The following is a 25,368-nucleotide window of genomic DNA, read 5'->3' on the forward strand; positions in this document are numbered from 1 at the left end:
CTTCAGATATGGCTCGTTATACCGGACCCGCCACCCGCAAGTCGCGCCGTCTCGGCGTCGACCTGGTCGGTGGTGATCAGTCGTTCGAGAAGCGCCCCTACCCGCCCGGCCAGCACGGTCGCGCGCGGATCAAGGAGAGCGAATACCGCACCCAGCTGCAGGAGAAGCAGAAGGCCCGCTTCACCTACGGCGTCCTGGAGAAGCAGTTCCGTCGTTACTACGACGAGGCCAACCGGCTGCCCGGCAAGACCGGTGACAACCTGCTGCGCATCCTGGAGTCCCGCCTGGACAACGTGGTCTACCGCGCCGGCTTGGCACGGACCCGTCGGATGGCCCGTCAGCTGGTCAGCCACGGCCACTTCACCGTCAACGGCGTCAAGGTCGACATCCCGAGCTACCGGGTGGCGCAGTACGACATCATCGACGTCCGCGACAAGTCGCTGAACACCGATCCGTTCATCATCGCGCGGGAGACCGCGGGTGACCGGCCGATTCCGTCGTGGCTGCAGGTCGTCGGCGAGCGTCAGCGCATCCTCGTCCACCAGCTGCCCGAGCGCGCGCAGATCGACGTGCCGCTGACCGAGCAGCTGATCGTGGAGCTCTACTCGAAGTAACCCCCGGCCGTCCGGATGACGGCAGGGTTTGTGCGACATCAAATAGCGGGTGTCGTGAAGAAGGAGAAAACACATGCTGATCTCTCAGCGCCCCACACTGGCCGAAGAGTCGGTCGCCGAAAACCGTTCACGGTTCGTCATCGAGCCGCTGGAGCCCGGCTTCGGCTACACCCTGGGTAACTCGCTGCGGCGCACGCTGCTGTCGTCCATCCCGGGCGCGGCCGTCACCAGCATCCGCATCGACGGTGTGCTGCACGAGTTCACCACCGTTCCCGGGGTCAAGGAAGACGTCACCGACATCATCCTGAACCTCAAGAGCCTGGTGGTCTCGTCCGAGGAGGACGAGCCGGTCACCATGTACCTGCGCAAGCAGGGTCCCGGTGAGGTCACCGCGGGCGACATCGTCCCGCCCGCCGGTGTGACGGTCCACAACCCGGATATGCACATCGCGACGCTGAACGACAAGGGCAAGCTCGAGGTCGAGCTGGTCGTCGAGCGCGGCCGCGGTTACGTGCCGGCCGTGATGAACAAGGCGTCCGGCGCCGAGATCGGCCGCATCCCGGTCGACTCGATCTACAGCCCGGTGCTCAAGGTGACCTACAAGGTGGAGGCCACCCGCGTCGAGCAGCGCACCGACTTCGACAAGCTGATCCTCGACGTCGAGACCAAGAACTCGATCAGCCCGCGTGACGCGCTCGCTTCGGCGGGTAAGACGCTGGTCGAGCTGTTCGGTCTGGCCCGGGAACTCAACGTCGAGGCCGAGGGCATCGAGATCGGTCCCTCGCCTGCCGAGGCCGATCACATCGCGTCGTTCGCGCTGCCGATCGACGATCTCGACCTCACGGTGCGCTCGTACAACTGCCTCAAGCGCGAGGGCGTGCACACCGTGGGCGAGCTCGTGGCCCGCACGGAGTCCGATCTGCTGGACATCCGCAACTTCGGTCAGAAGTCCATCGACGAGGTGAAGATCAAGCTGCACCAGCTGGGTCTCTCGCTCAAGGACAGCCCGGCCACGTTCGATCCGTCGGAGGTCGCCGGATACGACGCCGCCACCGGCACCTGGAACAGCGACGCCGGTTACGACTCGGCGTACGAGTCTGACGACAACCAGGACTTCGCCGAAACCGAACAGCTCTGACCCCGGGGCACATTCCCACCCAGCTTCGCCCGCCCAATCTCGAAAGAGAACCGTCCCGGTCCTACCTGATACGGGGACCGGCCCCATTTAGGAGATAGTCGCAATGCCCAAACCCACCAAGGGTCCTCGCCTCGGCGGGTCGTCCTCGCACCAGAAGGCGCTGCTGGCCAACCTGGCCACGTCGCTGTTCGAGCACGGCCGGATCAAGACGACCGAGCCGAAGGCGCGGGCGCTGCGGCCCTACGCGGAGAAGCTGATCACCCACGCCAAGAAGGGTGCGCTGCACAACCGGCGCGAGGTGCTCAAGAAGATCCGCGACAAGGATGTCGTGCACACCCTGTTCGCCGAGATCGGCCCGTTCTACGCCGACCGTGAGGGCGGCTACACCCGCATCATCAAGGTCGAGCCGCGCAAGGGCGACAACGCCCCGATGGCGGTCATCGAGCTGGTGCGGGAGAAGACGGTGACCAGCGAGGCGAACCGGGCGCGTCGGAGCCGCTCCGGTGGCGACATCGAGCCGGATGCCGATGCGTCGCAGAAGGTCGCGGCCGCCGCTGCGCCGCAGGCCGCGGTGGAGCCGGAGGCCGCCGAGGGTCCGGACGCGGAGGAGCTGACGGCCGAGGACACCACGGCGACCGAGGCGTCGCGGTCCACCGAGACCGACGATCCGACGGACACCGAGGGTTCGGACGCTGACAAGTCCTAGTCACGACATGAACAAGCCCGCCATCGATTCCGATGGCGGGCTTGTTCGTCTTCGGCTCGAAGTGAGCTATGACGGCACCGACTTCGCGGGGTGGGCGCCGCAGGCGGGGCAGCGCACCGTGGCCGGGCTGATCGACGAGGCGCTGTCGACGGTGTTCCGGACGCCGGTGACGGTGCGGGCGGCCGGGCGCACCGACGCCGGGGTGCACGCCACCGGGCAGGTCGCGCACGTCGATGTACCGTCCGAGGCGATTCAACACGCCTATCCCCGCACCCCGCGTCCGGCGGATCCCGAATTCTCGCCGCTGGTGCGGCGGTTGGGGCGCTTCCTGCCCGAGGACGTGCGGATCACCCGGGTAGTGCGCGCACCGTCCGGTTTCGACGCTCGCTTCTCCGCGCTGCGCCGACATTACGAATACCGCCTGGGCACCGCGGATTTCGGGGTCACCCCGCAGCAGGCGCGGTATGTGACGGCATGGCCGCGGCCCCTGGACGTCGAGGCGATGACCGAGGCCGGCCGCGTACTGGTCGGACTGCACGATTTCGCGGCGTTCTGCCGGTACCGCGAAGGTGCGACGACGATCCGCGATCTGCAGCGGCTGGACTGGACGCGCGACGGGGACATCCTCACCGCGCACGTCACCGCAGACGCGTTCTGCTGGAACATGGTTCGGTCCCTGGTGGGCGCACTGCTCGCAGTGGGGGAGCACCGACGCGAACCCGCGTGGTGCGCGGGTCTGCTGGACGCTCCGAGTCGGTCGAGCGAATTCGCCGCCGCACCCGCGCGCGGGCTCACCCTCGTCGGCGTCGACTATCCGCCCGACGACGAACTGGCTGCGCGCACCCTGATCACCCGGGATCTGCGGGTTCGCCCCTAGGGCGACTCAGGACCGGCGGACCCGGTTCTTGCCTTCGCGTTTGGCGCGGTACAACGCCTCGTCGGCGCGCACGACGGCGTCCTGCAGGACTTCACCGGGGCCCAGGATGGTGTAGCCGATCGAACAGGTCTGGCCGTACGGCATGCATTTCGCGAGTCGGGTCAGCGCATGCGACGCCTGCTCGGCCGGGGTGTCGGCCAGGGCGATGATGAACTCCTCGCCGCCCCACCGCGCGATGACGTCGCCGTGTCGAAGCGTGGCCGCGGCGGCGGCCGAGAACCTCTGCAGCAGAACGTCTCCCGCGCTGTGGCCGCGAGTGTCGTTGTAGGACTTGAAATTGTCGAAATCCAGGACGGCGATGGTCAGCGTGCTGCCTCGCTGCCGGGCGTCTGCGATGAGCACCTCGATGCGGTCGTTCCAGGCGCGCCGGTTGAGCAGTCCGGTCAGGGCGTCGGTGGTGGCGTTGTGTTTGAGCTCGGCGTACGCGGCCACCACGGCCGAGATGTCGCGGACCTCCAGCTGGACGCTCCGCACTCCGTCGTGCGCCACGGCCCTGGCGTTGAACTCGACGGTGAGTTCGCGCCCGTCCAGCCGGCGTAGCACACCGCGCTGGGCGCGGATGTCGGCTCCGCCGGCCAGCACGTCGGTCATCATCGCTTCGGCAATGGGTCGAAGACTGTCGGGAATGAGGTGCGTCGCGGTGGTCGGTTCGACGTCGGAGAGCGACCGGGCTCCGAGCAGGGTCATCGCCTCTGCGTTCATGTAGGTGATCGTCAGGCTCGGGTCGACGACGATGACAGCGGTGGGCAACTGTTCGAGGACGGTGCGCCAGCGCAGTTCGGCCTCGGCGTGCGCCGCGCGCGCGGCCGCCAGCTCGGTGACGTCAGTCGACACGCCGCCGATGCCCATCACGTCACCGTCGTCGTCGATGAGCGGGAACTTCGTCGACCGGTAGATGTGCACCGAACCGTCGGGATGGATGACGTCTTCGTTGAAGATCTGCCACTCCCGGGTCGCGAGGATGTGCAGATCGTGGCGTCGGAACTGGTCGGCCAGCTCCGCGTCGAAGACCTCGTGGTCGGTGCGCCCGGTGAGTCCACCGTGACCCGTGACGTATTCCAGGGCGTGATTGGCCATCACGAACCGACCGTCGGGGTCCTTGGCGAAGATGAGGACGTCGGTGTGCGCCAGCACGCCCTCGAGCATCCGTTGCTGGCGCCGCAGTGCGGTGTCGGTGGTCGGCCGGATCTGTCGGCGCACCTCGAGCAGGTGGACCACCTGGTCGGCCAGCGCGCGCAGATGTCCGCACTGCCGATCGGACAGCGAGCGGGGTGCGACGTCCATCACGCACAGGGTGCCGAGGCGGTGACCTCCCGGGGTGATCAGCGGCGCACCGGCATAGAACCGCACGCGGGGTTCCGCCAGGACCAGCGGGTGGCGGTCGAACCGGGGATCGAGCGCAGTGTCGCGTACCTCGGTGACGGTGTCCGTCGTGATCGCGTGCAGGCAGAACGACAACGCGAGCGGCAACTCGTCGACGTCGATCCCGTACCGCGCCTTGTGCCACTGGCGTGCGCCGTCGACGAAGGTGATCAGTGCGATCGGCGCGTCACACAAGTCGGCGGCCAGCGCGGCCAACGCGTCGAACGCGGCCTCGGGAGGGGTACCGACGACCGCGTAGTCGGCCAGAATGGTCAGGCGGCCTGCCTCATCGTCTGACCGTCCGGCGGAATCCATACCGACGCCGAGAACCTTTCGCGAGGGCCGATATCAGGGCCGTCGACGGCAGCCCGCAACGCAATACCCCCTTGGGGCGGTCTGCAACCGCGGGCGGCGGGAGACGGTCAGATCCGGCCGACGATGAAGTCGGCGGCCTGGTTGACCATGCCCGCGTTGATGTACGCCCGGGCCGCATGGTCGGGCCAGTTGTTCTCCCAGGTGTTCGGATCGGCGGGGTTGCAGATCGGGTCCGCACCGTGGCAGAGCTCGATCGTGCGTTCGCGGTAGAGCGGGCTGAAGTTCGTGATCGGACCCACCCAGGCTGCGCCGTTGCCGAACAGCGCGACGGCCGCGATGTGGCGGTCCATCCCCGGCGGCAGCGGCTTGTCGAATCCGAACGCGGCAATCGGCGCGGCCAGGACGATGTCGGTGACCGCGGCGCCGAGCGAGTACCCGCCGAGCACCAGCCGGGTGTCGGGGCAGCGGGCCGCCATGTCCTGGATGCGCGAACTCATGTCGTTCGCGCCGATGTCGATCTCATGGTCGGCGGGATACTGCACCGCGTAGAGGTCGATGTCCTTGTTGGTCTTGTTGCGTATCGCGCTGATGAGGTTGTTGCCGATCACCCCCGCGCCGGGAGCCTCGACGCGGCCGCGCGCGAAGATCAGCTCGGCCTCTGGGCAGGACTGGGCGGACGCGGTGGCGGCGGTGCGCGGTGACAGTGCCGGTGCCACAAGGAGACCGGCCGCTGCGACGACGCAGGCGACGAGCGCCAGCAACGGACGAGACCTGAAGACCGACGCGGGATGATTTCTCACCTCGCCGATAGTAACGAACACGGGGGACACCACCCTTCGATCGCGGAGGTCGCTCAGATCCGGCCGGCGACGAAGCCGGCGGCCTGACCGATGAACGGTGACGACTCGTAATGCGTGTGCGCGAACGGATTGCGCCCGTCCGAGCAGATCGGGTCGCCGTCGCCGCACGCGTCGACACTGCGGCCAGCGAACTGGCCGCGGGCACTGAGCGGACTACCGAATTTCGCTGCGGGATTACCGAAGACGGCCACCGCGGCGACGTCGTCGGCGTAATTGCCGGGCAGTGGTGGGGCCGATCCGATGTCGCCGATGCGGTTGCCGAGCGGCGGCACCCCGGCCAGCATGTCGATCACCGCGGCGCCCTGCGAGTAGCCGCCCAGCACGAAGCGGGTGCCGGGACACTGCGCGGACACCGATGCGATGCGCGCGGTGACGTCGTTGGCGCCGGCGGCGGTGGTCAGGAAGTCGTACGTCGCCGGATAGTTGACGCCGTAGGTGCTCAGCGTCATCCCGCCCAGCTGTGGGCGCAGCGCGTCGGCGAGTGCCTGGCCGACGCGGCCGATGCCCGCCGGTTCGCTGGTCCCGCGCGCGAAGATCAGCTCGACGTCCGAGCAGCCCTGTGCGCTTGCGGTGGGGATGGGGCCGCCGACCAGCAGCGCGGAGGCCGCGGCGACGGTGAGCACGGAGGCGGCGAGACGGCCGCCGGCACGGAGAACGGTCACCGGCACATAATCACATAGACCGGCTAGCTAGGACCACCTGCGTGGGCAGACCGGGTCGCGTCGCCCACCGGGGGATCCGACGTGTGTTCGCCGGCCGGGGTGTCGGGCCACATGGCGTCCTCGACCGGCGTCGATTCGGTGTCCCGCCGATCACCCTGACGGGCCAGCGCGAGGCCGATCAGAACGACGGCGCCGCCCACGGCCTGTAGTGGACCGATCGACTCGCCGAGCAGCACCCAGGCTGCGAGGACCGCGAACAGCACCTCGGACAATCCGACCAGGGACGCGAATCGCGGTCGCAGTCGGGAGATCCCGATGATGCCGAGGGTGTAGGCGATCGCGGTCGGGATGAGCCCGAGTGCCAGCACCGGGACGATCCAGGATGTGGTCACACCGGCGACCACGGTGTCATTGGCGGTGAAGGTCATCGGCATGATGCCCACCAGGCCGAGCAGTGCGGTCGCGGTGCCGCCGACGGCGAGGCCGGCGGTGGCCAGGGTGACCGGGTCGACGGCGTCGGCGTCGTCGTCAGTGGCCACGCGGCCGGACATCAGGAAGTAGCAGGCCGCGCAGACCGCTGCCGCCATGCCCCAGCCGACCCCGACGGTGTTGATATGCGCACCGGAGAACACGTCCAGTACGAGCATGATCCCGGCGACGGCGAGCGCGACACCGGCCAGCGTGAGGTTCGAGGGACGCCTACGGGTGCTCGCCCACAGCCAGCCCACCACGAGGATCGGGGCGGTGTACTCGAGCAGCAGCGCCACGCCGACCGACAGATGTGAGACGGCGTTGAAGTAGAAGAGTTGCGCGCCGGCGATCGGCACCAGGCCGTAGGCGAGCACGATGCGCCAGTGCGCCAGCGCGTCGCGCAGCCAACCGGGGCGCACGCACGTCGCGAAGATCGCCATCAGCAGTGCGCCGCCCGCCAGTCGCGCCGTCACGGCCGCCGTCGGGCTCCAGCCCGCGGTCATCAGTGACTTGCCGAGCGGGCCGGACATACCGAAGGCGAGTGCCGAGCCGATGGCGAAGGCGAGGCCGAGCCGGAATTGGTCGGCTCGGGGGGTGACGGCGCGCGACGCGACCACGGCTTCCTCCGGTGATTGACGATGTAATGAGTAAAATGACGTTTGGTAGTGACCATAGGAGCGAAGGGAGTCATGAGTCAAATGAATTTCACTTATGACACGGAGCTCACTCTGCGGGCGGCGTGTGCGTTGATCAACACCGACCGGGTGGACGGCGAGCAGCTCGCCGAGATGGCGGCGCTGGACGAGTACCTCGACGGGTTCGGGTGGACGGGCCGGCGGGACCGGGACGCCGCCGAACTGTCGGGCGTGCACCGGCTGCGCGAGCGGCTCGGCATGCTGTGGGAGGCCGCCGACGACGAGGAGCGCACCGTCGGTCTGGTCAACGCACTGCTGTCGGACACCCGCGCCTCCCCGTGGCTGACCCGGCATCCGGAGATGCCCGAGTGGCACCTGCATCTGGCGTCGGTCCACGATCCGCTGTGGCAGCGCATGGGCGCCGAGATGGCGATGGCGCTGGCCGACCTCATCCGCGCCGGTGAGCTACGACGCCTCAAGATCTGCGCGGCGCCGGATTGCCACGCCGCCCTGATCGACCTGTCGCGCAACCGGTCGCGGATGTTCTGCGACACCGGCAACTGCGGCAATCGCCAGCACGTCGCCGCCTACCGCGAGCGGCGGGCCAGGGAGGACGGCTAGAGGTCTTCCACGCTGCGCGGGTCGACGGTGCCCAACACCGACGGCCGGTCGCACGTGATGTAGCGAGCCTGGTTGCCCCCTGCCTCGCGGGCGGTGTCCATGGCGGTCGACGCGCTGGCGATGAGCTCGTCGAGCAGCTCGTCCGGCGGACACGATCCGAGGCCGCGCATCGGTGTGCTGACCACGCCGAAACTCGCGGTCACGCGGGGTGGCGTCGCGGCGATCGCCTTACGGACCCGCTCTACGAGCGGGAACGAGTCCGGCGTGGAGAACGTGTCGGCGATGAGGAAGTCGTCGTCCTCGAGCCGGGCGACGAAAGCGTTGTGCCGGGTGGTCTCCCGCAACGTCTGGGCGATCGCGACGCGGGCGCGCTGGATTGCGACCGCGCCGTCCGTCGCGCCGAGCAGGCGCATGTTGTCCAGCCGGAGCAGCACCAGCACGAGGCGCTGATCGTCGTCGCGGCAGCGGGCGACCATGGCACTGGCGGCCCGGTAGATGGCTGCGCGGTTGAGGAGTCCGGTCAGCGGATCGATGTCGGCGTTGTCGACGTTGATGTCGAAGGCGTACAGCAACAGGTGGCAGGCGAAAGGTACAGCGATGTTGACCGCCATCACGATCACCAGCGCCGTCACGGCGAACACCCCGTCGCCGGCCGTCCACAGCTGTGCCGTGAGCGCCAGCGTGGTCGCCTCCGCGACGAGCAGGGCGAACAGCAGATATCCGGCGGTGTGGAACAGCGCGATGTAACCGCCCAGGACGGCGAAGCCCGCCGCGAGCACCAGTCCCGCCCGCGGATCGGACATGATCAGACATCCCGCGGCGATGTTCGCCGACGTCAGCACGACGAACCCGATGGACTGCCGCGGCGTCGGCCAGCGGGGCCGCAGCCAACCCAGCGCCAGCAGCAGAGACGAGACGGTGACCCACGCTCCGATCAGCCGCGCGACGGGCGTCTGGGGTCCCGCGGCGCTCCATTGCATCATCAGCGGCACGACACCGAGCGTCGCCACGACGGCGGCGATCAGGCGGCAGGTGGCGGTTTGCGCTTCCCGGGCGGCGAGGAAGGACGTGAGCCAGTAGAAGTGTTCGGGCTGGCGCCAGTAGTGTCGCACGGCTTTGAACATGGCCTCACCTCCCGGTGCACATACTTTAAGGCCGCGCGGTGACATGTGGATCGAGTCGGCGACCTTGATCGTGCCGAATCGGTGCACGCGGGGTGGCGCGGCGGCGCTTAGGCTCGCTGTCGGGGGAGCACATGGGGCGACAGACCACCCGTCTGCAGGTCAGCGGGTACCGATTCACGATGCGTAGGCTCGCGCACGCGCTGGTCCGCGCAGACGTCCGGATGATCGACGATCCGCTTCGCGCGCAATCGGTTTCATTGACGGCGGGATGTGTGATCGCGGCCGTCGCGCTCGGCGCGTGCGGTGTCATGGCCGTGCTCCGGCCGCAGGGGGTACCGGGTGACGCGCCGATCGTGCGCGACCGCGTCTCGGGGGCGCTGCATGTGCGGATCGGTGAGACCCTGCATCCGGTGCCGAACCTGGCTTCGGCCCGCCTGATCACCGGATCGCCGGCCGAGCCGAAGACGGTCGGGCCGTCGGCGCTGGCCGGATTGCCGCGCGGGCCGATGGTCGGCATCCCCGGCGCCCCGGCCGCGGTGGGCGCGCCGATCTCCGCCGGTGAGTCGACCTGGACGGTGTGCGACACCGCGATGGCGACGACGGTGCTGGTCGGTCCACGGCCCGCCGAGAGCGAACCCGACGCCGCACTGCTGGTCGTCGCCCGCTCGGAGGGCCCGGCGATGACCTACCTGCTCTACGGCGGCCGCCGCGCGGCCGTCGACCTGCGCGACCCGGCGGTCGTCCGGGCGCTGCGAGTCGAGGGGGTGGTGCCGCGACCGGTGTCGCGTGTCCTGCTCGACGCGGTCCCGGAGAGTCCGCCGATCACCGCGCCGCGAATCGCCGACGCCGGTGCCCCCGGTGTGCTGCCGGGCCGGCCCGTCGGGACCGTGGTCCGTGTGGCGCGTGGCGGTGGCAGCGAGTTCTTCGTCGTGTTGGCCGACGGTCTCCAGCGGATCGGCGAGGTCACCGCCGACCTGATCCGCTTCACCGTCCGGCAACCGCACGGCGAGGTGCCCGACGTCGCGCCGGACGTACTGGCCGACGCCGGCATCGTCGACCCGCTTCCGGTCGCCACGTTCCCGGCGCGCATCGCGATCGCCGATCCGGTGGTGCCCTGTGTGCACTGGACCGCAGGCCAGGGCCGGTCCGCCGCCGTGCTCGGCGACGGCCGGGAGCTCCTGGCGGCGCCGGGCACCGTCGAATTGGCCCAGGCCGACGGCGCCGCACCGAACATCGACGCGGTGCGCGTCCCCGCCGGGCGCAGCGCCTATCTACGGCCGGTCAGCGCCACGGGCGCAGGGGGATCGGCGGAACCGCGTCTCTTGCTGACCGACTCCGGGGTGCTCTTCGGTGTGCCCGACGACGACACCGCCGGCAGCCTCGGCATCGCCGAGGCACCGCTGCCTGCGCCGTGGCCGGTGCTGGCGCGGCTGCCGCGCGGTCCGGAGCTCAGTCGGGAGAGCGCATCAGTCGTCCGCGACGCCGTTCCTGGTGTCCCCACCGCCCCTGCGGCGCCCTGAGGTGGTGGCCGCGATCAGGATCGCCGCGGCGACGCCCAGGCCCGCTCCAGCGACAGCCACCCGCCGCGGGCGCGGATCGGCCACCTCTGCGGGCGGGGCGCCGAACCGGCGTTCGGGGTGCGCCACCGGGGCAGGTTCCGCACCACCGCTGACCGCCGCCACTACATCGACAATGCCGTTTCCGACCACCGGATCCCACCCCGCAGGCGGCCGGTGGGCGGTGGCCTCGATGCGGGCCATGACCTGTCGCGCGCTCAGCTGCGGCCACCGCGACCGCACCAGCGCAACGAGACCCGACACCACCGGTGCGGCGTAACTCGTTCCCGCGATGGGCTTTTCGTCATCTTCGAACTGCCTGTCGACGAGTCCCTCGCCGTCGGGATCGAGGGAGATCACGCCCTCGCCGGGGGCAGCGACATCGACCCACGGTCCGGCCAGGCTGAACGTCGACGCCGCACCGTCCCGGTCGACCGATCCGACGGTGAGTACCAGATCGTCGTACCAGGCCGGGCTCGCGACCGCAGCCACGCGCTGCCAGTCCGGCCGTCCGGGTGTCACCGGATTCTGTTCCGGGCACTGGCCGGAGCCGCCCACGTTGCCTGCGGCGGCGACCACCACCACGTTCTTGACGTCGACGGCATAGGCCAGCGCCGCGCCCAGCGCACGGTCGTCGAGGGTATCCGCCGCCGCCACGCACGCCACCGACGACACGTTGATCACCGTCGCACCGAGATCGGCGGCCAGCCGGACGGCCAGCGCCAGGGTGTGGACGTCGCCGTAACCGGAGACGGCCGGATCCTCGACGGCGCCGAATCGGTTGCTCGACTGGCGAATGGCCAGTATCGCCGCCTCCGGAGCGATACCGCTGAATGCGCCACGGGTGCCGATGATCCCGGCGACCACGGTGCCGTGGCCGTCGCAGTCGTCGGTGCCATCTCCGCTCGACACGTAGTCGCCGCCGGGCAGCAGCCGGCCCAGCAGTCGATGGCGGGCCACACCGGTGTCGATCACCGCGACCGTCTGGCCTGCGCCGCGGGTGAGCGGCCACACTGCCGGCAGATCGAGCATGTTCAGTTGCGCGGCAGCAGGATCGGTCGGGGCGGCGTGGCTGGATCCGGCCACGCACGGCTCGCGCTGTTCGGTTGCCTGCGGCGGTGCGGGCGGTATGGCAGCCGGAAGAAACGCGTCATCCGGTGGCGGCGGGGTCACTGCGGCGGCCGGGGGCGCGGTGGCGATCGGTGTCACCGCCACCAGCGCGGTTGCCGCCGCCCCGGCCAGGAACCGACCCGCCGGTGTCATGTCAGGGCCAGATCACGGACGAGGCGGTACAGGCCGAGGACGGTACACGCCAGCGGCGGTACCGCCGCGATCGCCAGATACTCCGTGATGTCGAGGGCGCGCACCGCGACCGGCGACATCTCGCCCCGGCCGGTCCGCATGATCGCGGCCACCCCAGCGCACACCAGTGCGGCACCCAGCCAGTGCGTATGCCGCGGCAACGCCGAGGCGACGATCACGAAACCGAATACCAGGCAACAGGTTCCGTTGATCGTGAAGGCCCACCGCGCACGCGCGGACGCGAACGTCCGGCCCCGCAGCAGCAGGACCAGGCCCGCCGCACCGCACAGCAGCGCGCCGGCGACCCACGGACCCGTGCGATGCAGCGTGGCCGCCGCGACCGCGAGCGACGCCAGCGTGAGGGTCGCCGATCCGCCCAGGACCAGGCCGGCCAGGATCCGGTGTCCGGAGGCGCAGCGGTCATCGGCGTCGGCGGTCGGATCGGGATCGACCGCGGCCGGACCGAGGCCCGCCAACAGCAGCGACACCCGCGGCGACGCACTCAGCGCGGCCAGCGACACAACGGTCAGCAACGCGGCGGCGGACGCCGGCGGCAGTGGTACCGACACCGCAGCCAGACCGGCGCCGGCCGTCAACGCGCTCGTAGAGGCGAGCGCCGTCAACGGCGTGGTGTCCCCGATGTGGAACCGCAGCAGCGCAAGCGAAGCCACCGCCGCGGCCGTCGCGGCGAGCAGGGCATGCGATGCGGCCATCTCACCAGGAACCACCTGCATGCCGGTCGCCGCTGCGAGCGCCACGGTCAGCACGCTCAGCGGCGTGGCCGCAGCGGACTGAGACCGCCCCGCCGCCGCCGCGCACACCGCGGCACCGCACAGCAGGACCACGACGAGCCCCACCGTTACCGGTCCCGTTCCCGGTACGGCACACGCCAGAGCGCCGACCACGGCGAACACCGGACCTAATACGGCGACAGCGGGATTCACGGTGACCGGATCCGGCGTACTCGCCATGACCCGCGCCACCCAATCGTCGCGGCCGAGTCGCGGAGTGGTGACGTCGGCCGTCTCCAGCAGCAGCAGATCGCCGTCGCGGACGTCGAGTTCGCGCAGTGTCCGGTCGGTGTCGAGCACCGCACCGCCGACGCGGGACAACCGCCAGCCGTCCGCGCCGCCGTCACGGGCGGCCGTCAGATCCACGATGTCCGGGAGCAGTTCCGCGAGCCGAACACCCGCGGGCAGAGCAAGATCGACGCCATCCGCCGTCTCAGCGTTCGTGTGCACCGACACCAGACACATCGCCTCCGACACCGCGTCCTCCCGTCAGCTCGTCGTGCAGCCAACGTATCCACCCCCACCGATACGGCGCCGCACCAGTTTTCGGGCCTGTGGACAGGGAACCTGATGCCCACCATGTGCGTCTGATCGAGCATGGACGTACCCCGCCTTGCGCCGCAGGCCCCCGCGCGGCTGGTCGTGGACGCACCGCCGGAGCTCCCGCAGGCGTCGCCGGGCCACCCGCTGGCACGACTGTTGCCGGTCGCGATGGTCGTCGCCGCCGTCGGCATGATGGCGCTCTTTCTGTCCTCAGGGCAGGCCGGCCAGCGTGGGCCGATGGCCGGCTTCTTCCCGCTGATGATGGTGATGTCGCTGGTCGGCACACTGGCCTACGGCGCCCGGGGCACCCAGCGCGGCGGGGAGATCGACCGCCTGCGCCGCGACTACCTCCGCTACCTCGACGGCATCGACCGGGCCGCCGCGGGAACCGCGTACCGACAGCACACCGACGCGCACCGCGCCGATCCCGATCCGGCCACGCTGTGGACGGTGGTGGGCACCGAGCGGGCATGGGCGCGGCGACCAGGAGACCGCGATTTCGGACGGATGCGGATCGGCGTCGGGCGTCTGCCGCTGGCGGTTCGCCTGGTCGGGCCGGACCGCGATCCGGCCGAGGACGCCGACCCCGTCACCGCCCAGGCGTTGCGCCGACTGCTTCAGCACCGGTCCACCGTGGACGCCGTGCCGCTCACGATGTCGGTGACCGAAACCCCGGTCATCGCCGTGGCCGGAGATTCGTCCCGCGTCAGGGCGTTGCTGCGGGCAGCGGTCTGTCAACTCGCGGTGCTCCACGATCCGGTCGACCTCGTCATCGCCGCCGACATCTCGGATGTAGCCGCGGCAGAATGGGATTGGCTCAAATGGTTGCCCCACGTCCGGCCGGAGTCCGCGGGCGCGTATGTGGTGACGGTCCGCGACGGCGCCCCGCCGGACGCCCGCCCGGGCACTGTCCTGTCGGTCGGTGGGGCCAACCCGACGATACGGATCGAGGCCGACGAGGTGTCGCTGCCCGACGGCGACGGCGGAACCATCACCGGACGAGGTGACGGTCTGAGCGTGGCGGAGGCGACGGCGTGCGCCCGGCGGTTGGCCCGATATCGCCGGGAGACGCCGAAGGGGCGGGTCGGCGGTCGGGCGCGGACCTGGCCGGAACTTCTCGGCATCGAGGACCCCACCCGACTGGATCCGGCCATCGCGTGGCGGCCCCGGCGGGCCGCGGACCATCTGAGCGTTCCGGTCGGGCTCGCCGACGACGAGACGCCGGTCCGCCTCGACCTCAAGGAGGCTGCCGAGGGTGGCATGGGGCCGCACGGATTGTGCGTCGGCGCCACCGGTTCCGGTAAATCCGAGTTTCTGCGCACGCTGACGCTCGGTCTCATCGCCTCGCACCCGCCGGAGGAACTCAACCTGGTCCTCGTCGACTTCAAAGGCGGGGCTACGTTTCTCGGTATGGAGCGGGCCGCCCACGTATCGGCGGTCATCACCAACCTCGCCGAGGAGGCGCAGTTGGTGGCCCGGATGCGGGACGCGCTGGCCGGCGAGATGCACCGCAGGCAGCAGTTGCTCCGATCGGCCGGCAACGCGGTCGGCGTGCGGGATTACGCGCGACTGCGCGAACGCCGCCCGGAGTTGGCGCCGCTGCCCGCGCTCGTGATCGTCGTCGACGAGTTCTCCGAATTGCTCACGCAACATCCCGATTTCGCCGAACTGTTCCTGGCGATCGGCCGCCTGGGTCGCTCGCTGGGGATGCATCTGCTGCTGGCCAGCCAGCGCCTCGACGAGGGCAGGCTACGCGGTTTGGACACCCATCTGTCTTACCGCGTATGCCTCAAGACCTTCTCGGCCGCCGAATCGCGGGCGGTACTGGGCATTCCGGACGCGCACACTCTGGCCGGCACCCCCGGCGTAGCCTTCCTCAAAACCGCCGACGGCGAGGTGACCCGGTTCCGCACGACGTACGTCAGCGGCCCGCCGGCCCCCAGTCCGGTGCAGCGAGCGGCACCCGCGGTGCAGGTGTTCACGGCGCGACAGTTGGCCCCGGCCGCGGAGATACCGCAGGCACCCGCGCGGGAGTCGCAACTCAGGCTGCTCGACACGGTCTTGGACCGGCTCACCGGTCACGGCACCCCCGCCCACCAGGTGTGGCTGCCGCCGCTGTCGGGTCCACCCACGCTGGACAGCCTGTTGTCTCGCAGTCCGACCGATCGCACACCGCCCCTGACGGTCCCGATCGGCATCGTCGACTCGCCGTTCGACCAGCGCCGCGATCTGCTGATGGCCGAACTTGCCGGATCCGCAGGCAATGTCGCCGTGGTCGGCGGCCCGCGGTCGGGTAAGTCCACCGCCCTGCATACCCTCATGCTGTCCCTGGCGGCGACCCACGATCCGCGCGACGTCCAGCTCTACGGTCTGGACTTCGGCGGCGGATCACTGAGCACAGCGGCAGGGCTGCCGCACGTGGGTGCGGTCGCGGGCCGTCACGAGGCCGACCTGGTGCGGCGCACGGTGAACGAACTCGAATCACTGGTGCGGTCCCGCGAGATGCGCTTCCGCCGAGACGGAATCGAGTCGATGGACGCCTACCGCAGACGGCGCGTAGCCGACGATCCGTTCGGTGAGGTGTTCCTGTTCGTCGACGGCTGGGCGGTGCTGCGGGGCGCCTTCGAACACCTCGAGGCTCCGATCACCGCGCTGGCCGCGCAGGGGCTCTCCTACGGCGTGCACATCGTGATCGCGACATCGCGGTGGGCTGACCTGCGGCCCGCACTCAAGGACCAGCTCGGCACCAGGATCGAGCTGCGGCTCGGCGATCCGGCCGAATCGGAGATGGACCGCAAACGCGCACGCCAACTGGCCGACCGCCCGCCCGGCCGCGGCATCACCCGGCAGGGCCACGAGTTCGTCCTCGCCCTGCCGCAACTCGACGGGAGAGTTGCGGCGGGATCCGGCGACGCCGCCGCGATCCTGCGGGATCGCTACGCCGGTCGCAGCGCCCCGCCGATCGCCGTGCTCCCCGAGCTCGTGCGCCGACGGGACATCACAGCGGAGTCCGACCCGGCCCACGTCGTCATCGGTATCGACGAACGTGAACACCGTTCGGTGGCCTTCGATTTCGCGTCGCAGCCGCATCTCCTCGTGCTCGGCGACGTCGAATGCGGAAAGACCGCGACGTTGCGAACCCTGTGCACGGAACTGGTGGACACCCTATCCCCGGACGCCGCGCAACTGCTGATCGTCGACTTTCGCCGGACGCTGCTCGGTGTCGTCGAGGGGGCACACCTCGCCGGCTACGTGATGTCGCAGGCGGGACTGGATACGGCCATGTCCGCACTCGTCGACCGACTCCGCGCGCGGCTTCCGGGTCCGGAGGTGACGCAGCAGCAGTTGCGGACCCGATCGTGGTGGTCGGGTCCGGAGCTCTACGTGGTGGTCGACGATTACGACCTCGTTGCCGAGGGGCCCGGACTCGGCCCGCTGGTCAGTTGGCTGCCGCACGCCCGCGACGTCGGGCTGCATCTGATGGTGGCCCGCCGCTCCGGGGGCGCGGCGCGGGCGATGTTCGACCCGGTGCTGACGAGGCTGCGCGACCTGGGCGCCGCCGGGTTGATGATGAGCGCTGCGCCCGAGGAGGGTGTACTGCTGGGGGCGGTACGCCCGGGCCCGCTACCGCCCGGCCGCGGCATCCTGATCGCGCGCAACCAGCCCGCGCAGCCGATCCAGGTGGCGTGGTGCGATCCGCCCTGACTGTCATCGAGGTCGGTCCGGCGACGGTGCGCGGCGGGCGGCCCGTCGATGACGAGACAGCCCGGGAGGCAATCGAATTCATTGACGAGGAGCTCATGCTCGTCGACGACCGTCCCCTAGCGGTAGAGGAGGTGTGGGAGGGTCTGCTGCGCACGGCGACCGGCGGCCGAGCCGCGGCGCTGGTGGTGCCGACGGGGTGGGGCGGCCGACGCGTCGACGTGGTCGCGGACGCCGCCCGCCACGTCTGCGGGGACATCGCGGTGTTCACCCGGTCCGAGGTGCTCGGGGTGTCGGCGGCCTCGGTCGTCGAAATCGACTGCGACGTGGTCATTGTGACCTCCGGCGGTGTGACGGCCGTACCGCGTAGCGGGGGCGGGACCGTCGACGCAGTGGTGCGGCGTATCGGCGGTCGCGGTCCGGTCGTCGTGGACGCGCCGACGGGAGTGGCCGATGCGGTACCGCAGGCAACTGCGATCGTCACCGCCCTGCGTACCGCCGGCGTGCAGGCCTCGATCGCGGGGCCGCATGCCGTCCGCCATGGTGTTCCGGTGCCGCGCCCCGCGCCTCGCCGCACACCGCGCCGTATCGCGGTCGCCGCCGGCGCCGTCTGCGCGGTGGCCACCGCCGGCGCGGCCGGCGTCGCGGGCAGACCCGAGCCGCCGGTCGCCGAACCGTCCGCGGTGTTCGTCGAGGGCCGACTCGGCGTGGCGCTCCCGGTCACGTGGACCGTCCGGAAGATCACCGCCGGGTCTGGATCGGCTCGGCTGCAGGTGGTTTCACCGGTCGGCGACAGTGTCGCACTGCACGTCACGCAGTCACCGCTGCCACGGCCCCAGTCGACCGGGCAGATCGCCACCACACTGCGCGCGGCGCTCGCCGCCGAGTCGGCCGAGGTGTTCACCGACTTCCTGGCCGAGGATGAGCGCGCGGGCCGCCAGGTGGTCACGTATCGCGAACACCGGGCCGGCGCGGTGATCGAGTGGATCGTGTTCGCAGATGAGCTGCTGCGGATCGCCGTGGGGTGTCAGAGCCCACCGGACCGGACCGACCTCGTACGCACCGCCTGCGACGCCGCGGTGCGCTCGGCGCACGCGGTCTTCTGAACTCGAGGGAACCGATCCGCGGTCGGATCCGTCAAACCTGATATCGCACAACGGCAGAAGGGAACAGCGATGACGACACCGATGGGCGGGGCGCTCACCACCGACCTCGAGATGATGACGGCGGTCGCCGCCACGATCGACGCCCGCAACGAGGACATCCGGGCGATGCTGCAGTCCTTCATCGGCCGCATGGGCGATGTGCCGCCGACGGTCTGGGGCGGGGTCGCCGCCGTGCGGTTCCGTGAGGTGGTCGACCGCTGGAACGCCGAATCGCTGAAGCTGCGCACCGCACTGGACCGGATCGCCGAGACCATGCGTGCCAATCAGCGCACCCTCGCCGCGGCGGCCGACGCCCACTCCCATCAGATCGGCGCCATCGCGACGGCGCTGTAGAGACCACCGACAGAGAAGAAGGAGTCCACGATGGATCAGGTGCTGTCCTACAACTTCGACGAGATCGAGCACTCGGTCCGCCAGGAGATCCACGGCACACACGCCCGCCTCAACGCCGCACTCGACGAACTGCGCCGGCACGTCGCGCCACTGCAACAGCTGTGGACGAGGGAGGCGGCCGAGGCGTACCGCGTCGAACAGGCCCGGTGGGATCAGGCCGCCGCGTCGCTGAACGAGATCCTGTTCAACCTGGGTAACGCGGTGCGCGACGGCGCCGACGACGTCGCCGCCACCGACAGCAGGGCGGCGGCCGCCTGGGGGTGGTGACGCGGCGCAGGAGGGCCCGTGTGTACAGCCCCACAGAGACTCTGTGCGGTCCCGTCGGGAGGGGAGGCCCGCGGGACCGCACAGGCCGCGTTTCGGGCGTTTTGACCTGCACGGACGCGCGCAGGTAGGCTGCCACGTTGGTGTGCGGTGCCGTCAGGTATCCACGGGTCCTCGGGTCACGGTCGGTCGCCGGGGTTCACCCACCGTCACATCGGACCGTCACCCGGGTCACCGGGATCCCATGCGGGTGAAAACCCTCGAGTAGAGAAGGTAACGCTGTGTCTACGTACACGCCGAAGGCAGGTGACACCACGCGCACGTGGCATGTCATCGACGCCACGGACGTCGTGCTCGGCCGGCTCGCCGTGGAGGCAGCCAAGCTGCTGCGCGGCAAGCACAAGCCGACGTTCACGCCGAATGTCGACGGTGGCGACTTCGTCATCGTCATCAACGCCGAGAAGGTCGCCATCAGCGGCGACAAGCTCAACAACAAGTTCGCCTACCGCCACTCGGGTTACCCCGGTGGTCTGCGCCGGCGCACGATCGGCGAGCTGCTGGTCAAGCATCCCACCCGCGTCGTGGAGAACGCGATCGTCGGAATGCTGCCGCACAACAAGCTCAGCCGCCAGGTGCAGAAGAAGCTGAAGGTGTACGCGGGTCCTAACCACCCGCACGCCGCGCAGCAGCCGGTTCCGTTCGAGATCAAGCAGGTGGCGCAGTGACCGAGACCGTTGAGCCGACCGAAGACGTGACCGTCGACGTCACGACTGAGGTGACCGAGGCCGCCGAGCCGCGTGAGCCCGTCTACATCGACCGCCCGATCCAGACCGTGGGCCGCCGCAAGGAGGCCGTGGTCCGCGTGCGCCTGGTGCCCGGCACCGGCCAGTTCAACCTGGACGGCCGCTCGCTCGAGGCGTACTTCCCCAACAAGGTGCACCAGCAGCTCATCAAGGCTCCGCTGGTGACCGTGGACCGGGTGGACAGCTTCGACGTGTACGCCCACCTCGACGGTGGCGGCCCGTCCGGGCAGGCCGGCGCACTGCGCCTGGCGATCGCCCGCGCGCTGATCATCGTGCAGCCGGAGGACCGGCCCGCGCTGAAGAAGGCCGGGTTCCTCACCCGTGACCCGCGCGCCATCGAGCGCAAGAAGTACGGCCTCAAGAAGGCTCGTAAGGCGCCGCAGTACAGCAAGCGCTGATCGACCCTCGGAACGCCGGGTACGTCTTCGGACGTGCCCGGCGTTCTGCGTTGTGACTCGTCACACACCGCGAATCCAGTAAACCGATCACGCCGCCCCCGATCCGGCCCGTTCCGCGTTGTGCGCAGGCGCTCGGCGTCAGCGACGGCCACCGGCGAGTTACTTAGGCCGTTTCGGCGCATGCCCCGATTCGCGGTGCCGGGGTTGAGTTCGGCCGCGCACTTCCGCAAGTCTCGAAAACACGGAGCACGGACGCCCTCTCGGCGTCAGCAGGAGATCCCTGCGCCCCGCGTGGTCGGTGTCGACATCCCGGCTCGGGGCGGTAGCTCCGCAACGGAAGGAGTGTTCGATGACGGACATCATGAAGAACTTCAAGACCCTCGCCGCCGGAACCGTCCTCGGTGGTTCGGTGCTGTTCACCGCCGGTCTCGGACTGGCCAACGCGCAGCCCGCAGAGCCCACCCAGGCGCCGGACGACTCGGTGACCGTCGCCGTCGGCGGCGTGCCGATCCTGGAGAGCGTGTCGACCGACACCGCGGCGACCGCCGCAGGCGCCATCTGCGGCGCCGAGGCCCCCGAGGTCACCGCCATGGCGGAGAGCGTGGACATCGCCGGCACCCCGCAGACCGTGTGCAGCGGCCTGCCCGGTGGCGAGCTGGCGATCCAGAACGCCGGCCTGAGCACCCAGGCGCCCGAGGGCACCGGCCCGATCGTGACCCCGGGTGCTGCGGAAGCCGTTCCGGGCCAGCCGCAGGACAGCCAGAGCGTCGAGCCGGCTGACGTCGCGCCGGTCGAGACGGTTCCGGGCCAGACCGGATAATCGACTGAACCACCGCACCGCCCGCGTCCACCCGGACGCGGGCGGTGTGTCGTTTCGGCCGCATCTGCGGATTTGATGGATTCTGACCAGGAGGGTTGTGTTCGACGAACCCCATTGTGAAAGGTTTGTCCGATGGCTCGACTGTTCGGCACCGACGGCGTGCGCGGAGTCGCCAACCGTGATCTGACCGCAGAGCTGGCGCTCGCGCTGGGCTCGGCGGCGGCGCGCAGACTCGCCTCCGGCAGCCATGCCCGCCGCCGTGTCGCCGTCGTCGGACGCGATCCCCGCGCCAGCGGTGAAATGCTCGAGGCGGCGGTCATCGCCGGCATCACCAGTGAAGGTGTGGACGTGTTGCGCGCCGGGGTGCTGCCGACCCCCGCGGTGGCCTATCTGACGAGCGCGTACGACGCCGACTTCGGCGTGATGATCTCCGCGTCGCACAACCCGATGCCCGACAACGGCATCAAGATCTTCGGACCCGGTGGCCACAAGCTCGACGACGACACCGAGGACCGCATCACCGACCTCGTCCAGCAGGGGCCCGGGCAGCGACCCGTGGGTGCAGGCATCGGCCGGGTCGTGGACGCCCCCGACGCACTGGACCGCTATCTGCGGCACGTGGGCAAGGCGGTGACGTCCCGGCTCGACGCGCTGACCGTGGTCGTCGACTGCGCCCACGGCGCCGCCTCGGTCGCCGCGCCCCGGGCCTACCGTGCCGCCGGCGCCAACGTGCTGACCATCAACGCCGACCCCGACGGCCTCAACATCAACGAGCGCTGCGGTTCCACCCACATGGAGACCCTGCAGTCCGCCGTCGTGTCCTACGGCGCCGATCTCGGGCTGGCACACGACGGCGACGCCGACCGCTGCCTGGCCGTCGACGCCCACGGCCGGGTCATCGACGGTGACGCCATCATGGTGGTGCTGGCACTGGCCATGCGGGAGGCCGGCGAGCTGGCCGCCGACACCCTCGTCACGACCGTCATGAGCAATCTCGGCCTGCATCTGGCCATGCGCGACGCCGGTATCGAAGTCCGCACGACCGGCGTCGGGGACCGCTACGTACTCGAGGAACTGCGGGCCGGGTCGTACGCGCTCGGCGGCGAACAATCCGGCCACATCGTCATGCCGGCGTTCGGCACGACCGGCGACGGCATCCTGACCGGTCTGCGGCTGATGTCGCGCATGGCGCAGACCCGCTCGACGCTGGCCGAACTCGCCGCGCCGATGCAGACGCTGCCGCAGGTCCTGATCAACGTCGCCGTCGCAGACAAGGCCACCGTCGCCGAGGCGCCGTCGGTGCGCACCGCCGTGGCCAAGGCCGAAGCCGAACTCGGCGACAGCGGCCGCATCCTGCTGCGCCCGTCCGGTACCGAACAGGTGGTCCGGGTGATGGTGGAGGCCGCCGACGAGGACACCGCCCGTCAGCTCGCGGTCCGCGTCGCGGAATCGGTCAGCGAACAGAGCTGACCCGGCAGGGAACCGCGGCGGGGCGCATCGCGTCCAATCTGACATGGGAGCAGTCCACGCCGCCCGCGTCGATCACGCCGCACTCATCGCCGTCGCCGGCCGGTACGAGGCCGCGGCCGAACTCGTCGACGCCGCCGTGCGCACACACCTGTCCGCGCTGTCGTTCGACGGGTCGGTGGCCGGACGCGCCTACAGCACCTCCGGAGACGCGCTGCGCAACGCGGTCGACGGTGTGGTGGGTTCGCTGCGGGACTGGACCCGCTCGGCGACCGGGATCGCCGCCGCCCTGCGGCGCACCGCCGATCAGTACGCCGAGGCCGACGCGCGTGCCGCGTCGCGGCTGCTGTGACCGACGTGACGGGGCGGCTCGCCCAGGGGGAGGCCGCCGTCGAACACCTCGCCAGCTACTCGGCAGCGTGCGCGGCACTCGGTGCGACAGACCCGGGACTCGCCGGCCGATTACACGAGACCTATGCGCGTGAGGCTGGACTGGACCTGCGCGCCCTCGACGCCGATCACGCCGCACTCACCGCGGCCGCCGCGACCGTCGGCGAGGCGCTGGCCGTGCAGGACGGCCAGCTCGCCGCGCTGAGCTCGGCCTGGGACGGCGCCGCAGCCGACGGCTCACTGGAGGTGCTACGCCGCCACGGCGAGGCATCGGCGCAGGCCGCGACCGCGCTGGGCACCGCCGCCGAGTCGATGGCCCAGTTGCGCGACGCGTTGTGGGGCATCGTCGACGCCAAGGTCGACGCCACCCAGTCTCTCGACGCCCGCACCGAAGGCGTGCGAGGTGACTGGCTGTCCGCCGCCGAGACCGTCACGACCGGCGCAGGGGACCGGTCGGCGGCCAGCGAGCTCGTCGATCAGCAGGTCACCCCGTTCGTCGCCCGCGATGTGGCGGCCGATCTCGTCGCCGCGCTGGAGGAAGCGAGCGACGCGATCCGACGGAGCTTCGACTCCGCGATCGCCACCGTCCGCGATGAACCTGTCGAGACATTCCCCGCGGCCTCGGGCGGCGGCGGGTGGTCAGCGGGTGCTGCCGGGCCGGGCGTCGGCAGCGCTCCACCCTGGACACCGGCCGGCGCGTCCCCGGTCCTGCCGCCCGCCCCGGCGCCGTCCGCCGCCGTCTCGGAGCCCGCTGCCGCGACGGTGCCGCCCCCGGCGGCGCCGATGTCGATGCCCGGAGGTGCCGGGCTGCCCGACCTGGGGTCGGGGATGGCGGGTCTGTCCGGGCTGGGGAAGCAGCTCGGTGAGCTGTTCGGCGGGTTGCTGCCGTCCGGCGACGATCTCGGTGACACTGCGGAGCCCGAGGACACCGAGGAGCCCGAAGAACTCGAAGAACTGGAGGAGGACGAACCGGAGGAGGACGACGAAGAAGCGGCGGAAGACGAGGAAGCAGAGGAAGAAGAGGACGTGCCCCCCGACGAACCGCCGTCCGAACCCACGCCCGAACCGCCTGCCGACCCGGCGCCGGCGGACGCGGCGCCCGTCGCAGAGCAGGACCCAGGCCTACCGGAACCTCCGGCACCCACACCCGCTCCGTCGGCACCCGTCCCGGACGCCGCACCCACCGAGCCGCCACCGGCGACGCCGTGCGAGATCGCCGCGGACGAGCTCCCGCAGGCCGGCGAGGAAGCGCCTACGGCAGCAGCGCGGTGAGCTCCTCGACGAAGCGGATCGTCTCGCGACGGTCGACGCCGAGCGGTTGTAGCAGCAACGTGGTGGCGCCGGCCTCGGCGTAGGCGGCCAGCCGCTCCTGCACGAAGCCCTTCGGCCCGATCAACGACACGTTGCGGACGAGCTCGTCGGGAACCGCCTCGATGGCCTCGGCCTTCTTGCCGGCGAGGTACAGGTCCTGGATGCGGTCGGCCACCTCGCCGAAGCCGTACCGGGTGGCGAGCGCGTGGTAGAAGTTCTTGCCGCGCGCACCCATACCGCCGATGTAGAGGGCCAACTGCGGCTTCACCCATGCCAGCCGGTCGTCGACGTCCTCGCCTACCGCGAGTGCCGCGCTCACCATCACGTCGAGCGGACCCAGGTCTGGATCGCGTTTGGCGAAGCCGGCCCGCAGCGCGTCACCCCAGACGTCATCGGCGCGCTCGGGGTAGAAGAACACCGGCTGCCAACCTTCGGCGATCTCGGCGGTCAGCTCGACGTTCTTCGGGCCAAGGGCTGCGATGGTGATCGGAATACGTTCGCGTACAGGGTGATTGATGAGGTGCAGCGGTTTGCCCAGGCCGGTGCCCCGAGCATCGGGTCCCTCGCTGGGCAGCGGGATCTGATAATGGCGCCCATCGAACTCGACGTTCTCGCGCCGCCACACCATGCGGCAGATCTCGACCACCTCGCGGGTGCGGCCGAGCGGTGCGTCGAACGGCACCCCGTGGAAACCTTCCATCACCTGCGGTCCGGACGTGCCGATGCCCAGCCGGAACCGACCGTCGGACACGTAGTCCAGGCCCGCGGCGGTCATCGCGAGCAGCGACGGCGTGCGCACGTAGATCGGCACCACGCCGGAGCCGAGCTCGATACGCGAGGTCTTGGCCGCCAGATAGCCGAGCTGGCTCACGGCGTCGAACGAGTAGGCCTCGGCCACCAGGGCGATGTCGACGCCCACCTGCTCCAGCTCGACCACGTCCTCGACGGCCTCGCGGAAGCCGCCGGCATAGCTCAGGAAGATGCCTGTACGCATCTCGACGTTATAGCAGCCAACCG

General features: G+C 70.4%; 24 protein-coding genes. 16 read left to right on the plus strand and 8 right to left on the minus strand.

Going from position 1 to position 25,368, the window contains the following annotated elements; translation table 11 throughout:
* The first annotated feature begins 8 nt into the window (after positions 1-8).
* From rpsD to truA, 4 genes are all read left to right on the plus strand, one after another.
* A complete protein-coding gene (gene rpsD, locus A5757_RS18680) occupies positions 9-614 on the plus strand; it encodes a 30S ribosomal protein S4 (protein ID WP_066836825.1) in 606 nt (201 codons plus the stop codon).
* 73 nt (positions 615-687) lie between these two features.
* Positions 688-1,752, plus strand: a complete 1,065-nt coding sequence (locus tag A5757_RS18685; protein ID WP_066836827.1) for a DNA-directed RNA polymerase subunit alpha — start codon at positions 688-690, stop codon at positions 1,750-1,752.
* A gap of 103 nt (positions 1,753-1,855) precedes the next feature.
* Positions 1,856-2,458: a 50S ribosomal protein L17 gene (rplQ, locus tag A5757_RS18690; RefSeq protein WP_066836831.1), complete on the plus strand. Its 603-nt coding sequence runs from the start codon at positions 1,856-1,858 to the stop codon at positions 2,456-2,458.
* A gap of 7 nt (positions 2,459-2,465) precedes the next feature.
* Positions 2,466-3,335 carry a tRNA pseudouridine(38-40) synthase TruA gene (truA, locus tag A5757_RS18695; protein WP_066836840.1) on the plus strand — a complete coding sequence of 290 codons (870 nt, stop codon included), beginning with the start codon at positions 2,466-2,468 and terminating at the stop codon, positions 3,333-3,335.
* Positions 3,336-3,341: 6 nt separating this feature from the next.
* Here the strand turns inward: truA and A5757_RS18700 are convergent, their stop codons facing one another.
* The 4 genes from A5757_RS18700 to A5757_RS18715 form a co-directional block, all read right to left on the minus strand.
* Positions 3,342-5,072, minus strand: a complete 1,731-nt coding sequence (locus tag A5757_RS18700) for a diguanylate cyclase domain-containing protein (protein WP_066836842.1) — start codon at positions 5,070-5,072, stop codon at positions 3,342-3,344.
* A gap of 107 nt (positions 5,073-5,179) precedes the next feature.
* Positions 5,180-5,872: a cutinase family protein gene (locus tag A5757_RS18705; protein WP_066837006.1), complete on the minus strand. Its 693-nt coding sequence runs from the start codon at positions 5,870-5,872 to the stop codon at positions 5,180-5,182.
* Between the two features lie 53 nt (positions 5,873-5,925).
* Positions 5,926-6,600, minus strand: coding sequence for a cutinase family protein (locus A5757_RS18710; RefSeq protein ID WP_066836843.1), 675 nt, complete (start codon positions 6,598-6,600; stop codon positions 5,926-5,928).
* Positions 6,601-6,617: 17 nt separating this feature from the next.
* The gene (locus A5757_RS18715; protein WP_066836846.1) at positions 6,618-7,682 is read right to left on the minus strand and encodes a DMT family transporter; all 1,065 of its coding nucleotides are present in this window, start codon (positions 7,680-7,682) and stop codon (positions 6,618-6,620) included.
* Between the two features lie 81 nt (positions 7,683-7,763).
* Between A5757_RS18715 and A5757_RS18720 the strand changes: the two genes are divergently transcribed.
* Positions 7,764-8,321, plus strand: coding sequence for a CGNR zinc finger domain-containing protein (locus A5757_RS18720; RefSeq protein ID WP_066836848.1), 558 nt, complete (start codon positions 7,764-7,766; stop codon positions 8,319-8,321).
* On the opposite strand, the gene A5757_RS18725 is transcribed toward A5757_RS18720, so the two are convergent.
* On the minus strand, positions 8,318-9,445 hold the full coding sequence (locus A5757_RS18725; RefSeq protein WP_066837009.1) for a diguanylate cyclase: 1,128 nt from the start codon (positions 9,443-9,445) through the stop codon (positions 8,318-8,320). The two genes, A5757_RS18720 and A5757_RS18725, sit on opposite strands and share 4 nt — an antisense overlap.
* A gap of 131 nt (positions 9,446-9,576) precedes the next feature.
* Here A5757_RS18725 and eccB point away from each other — a divergent pair, with 131 nt between their 5' ends.
* Positions 9,577-10,965 carry a type VII secretion protein EccB gene (eccB, locus tag A5757_RS18730; protein ID WP_066836850.1) on the plus strand — a complete coding sequence of 463 codons (1,389 nt, stop codon included), beginning with the start codon at positions 9,577-9,579 and terminating at the stop codon, positions 10,963-10,965.
* On the opposite strand, the gene mycP is transcribed toward eccB, so the two are convergent.
* Both mycP and eccD read right to left on the minus strand, forming a co-directional pair.
* Positions 10,912-12,264 (minus strand): type VII secretion-associated serine protease mycosin, encoded by a 1,353-nt coding sequence (mycP, locus tag A5757_RS18735; RefSeq protein ID WP_066836852.1) that lies wholly within the window; start codon positions 12,262-12,264, stop codon positions 10,912-10,914. The genes eccB and mycP overlap by 54 nt on opposite strands.
* Positions 12,261-13,571, minus strand: a complete 1,311-nt coding sequence (gene eccD, locus A5757_RS18740) for a type VII secretion integral membrane protein EccD (protein ID WP_082929557.1) — start codon at positions 13,569-13,571, stop codon at positions 12,261-12,263. The genes mycP and eccD overlap by 4 nt, the downstream gene beginning before the upstream one ends.
* 120 nt (positions 13,572-13,691) lie before the next feature.
* Here eccD and eccCa point away from each other — a divergent pair, with 120 nt between their 5' ends.
* The 10 genes from eccCa (at position 13,692) to A5757_RS23320 (ending at position 24,312) form a co-directional block, all read left to right on the plus strand.
* Positions 13,692-17,342, plus strand: coding sequence for a type VII secretion protein EccCa (gene eccCa / locus A5757_RS18745; RefSeq protein WP_066836855.1), 3,651 nt, complete (start codon positions 13,692-13,694; stop codon positions 17,340-17,342).
* Positions 17,327-18,445 (plus strand): type VII secretion-associated protein, encoded by a 1,119-nt coding sequence (locus A5757_RS18750; RefSeq protein ID WP_231984049.1) that lies wholly within the window; start codon positions 17,327-17,329, stop codon positions 18,443-18,445. The genes eccCa and A5757_RS18750 overlap by 16 nt, the downstream gene beginning before the upstream one ends.
* A gap of 69 nt (positions 18,446-18,514) precedes the next feature.
* Complete coding sequence (locus A5757_RS18755) at positions 18,515-18,838, plus strand: WXG100 family type VII secretion target (RefSeq protein ID WP_066836858.1); 324 nt, start codon at positions 18,515-18,517, stop codon at positions 18,836-18,838.
* Between the two features lie 30 nt (positions 18,839-18,868).
* Positions 18,869-19,165, plus strand: coding sequence for a WXG100 family type VII secretion target (locus A5757_RS18760; RefSeq protein ID WP_066836860.1), 297 nt, complete (start codon positions 18,869-18,871; stop codon positions 19,163-19,165).
* 278 nt (positions 19,166-19,443) lie between these two features.
* A complete protein-coding gene (gene rplM / locus A5757_RS18765; RefSeq protein WP_066836863.1) occupies positions 19,444-19,887 on the plus strand; it encodes a 50S ribosomal protein L13 in 444 nt (147 codons plus the stop codon).
* Positions 19,888-19,937: 50 nt separating this feature from the next.
* The gene (rpsI, locus tag A5757_RS18770; protein ID WP_066837016.1) at positions 19,938-20,363 is read left to right on the plus strand and encodes a 30S ribosomal protein S9; all 426 of its coding nucleotides are present in this window, start codon (positions 19,938-19,940) and stop codon (positions 20,361-20,363) included.
* Between the two features lie 349 nt (positions 20,364-20,712).
* Positions 20,713-21,183, plus strand: a complete 471-nt coding sequence (locus A5757_RS18775; RefSeq protein WP_066836865.1) for a hypothetical protein — start codon at positions 20,713-20,715, stop codon at positions 21,181-21,183.
* Between the two features lie 132 nt (positions 21,184-21,315).
* Entirely contained in the window at positions 21,316-22,653 is a 1,338-nt protein-coding gene (glmM, locus tag A5757_RS18780; protein ID WP_066836867.1) for a phosphoglucosamine mutase, read from the plus strand.
* A 43-nt stretch (positions 22,654-22,696) separates the two neighbouring features.
* Complete coding sequence (locus A5757_RS18785) at positions 22,697-23,002, plus strand: type VII secretion target (RefSeq protein WP_066836869.1); 306 nt, start codon at positions 22,697-22,699, stop codon at positions 23,000-23,002.
* A 5-nt stretch (positions 23,003-23,007) separates the two neighbouring features.
* Positions 23,008-24,312 carry a hypothetical protein gene (locus tag A5757_RS23320; RefSeq protein WP_231984050.1) on the plus strand — a complete coding sequence of 435 codons (1,305 nt, stop codon included), beginning with the start codon at positions 23,008-23,010 and terminating at the stop codon, positions 24,310-24,312.
* Here the strand turns inward: A5757_RS23320 and A5757_RS18795 are convergent.
* The gene (locus tag A5757_RS18795) at positions 24,293-25,345 is read right to left on the minus strand and encodes an LLM class F420-dependent oxidoreductase (protein ID WP_066836875.1); all 1,053 of its coding nucleotides are present in this window, start codon (positions 25,343-25,345) and stop codon (positions 24,293-24,295) included. The two genes, A5757_RS23320 and A5757_RS18795, sit on opposite strands and share 20 nt — an antisense overlap.
* Positions 25,346-25,368 lie beyond the last annotated feature (23 nt).

Source organism: Mycobacterium sp. 852013-51886_SCH5428379 (genome assembly GCF_001665575.1).
In the GTDB taxonomy this organism is placed as follows: domain Bacteria; phylum Actinomycetota; class Actinomycetes; order Mycobacteriales; family Mycobacteriaceae; genus Mycobacterium.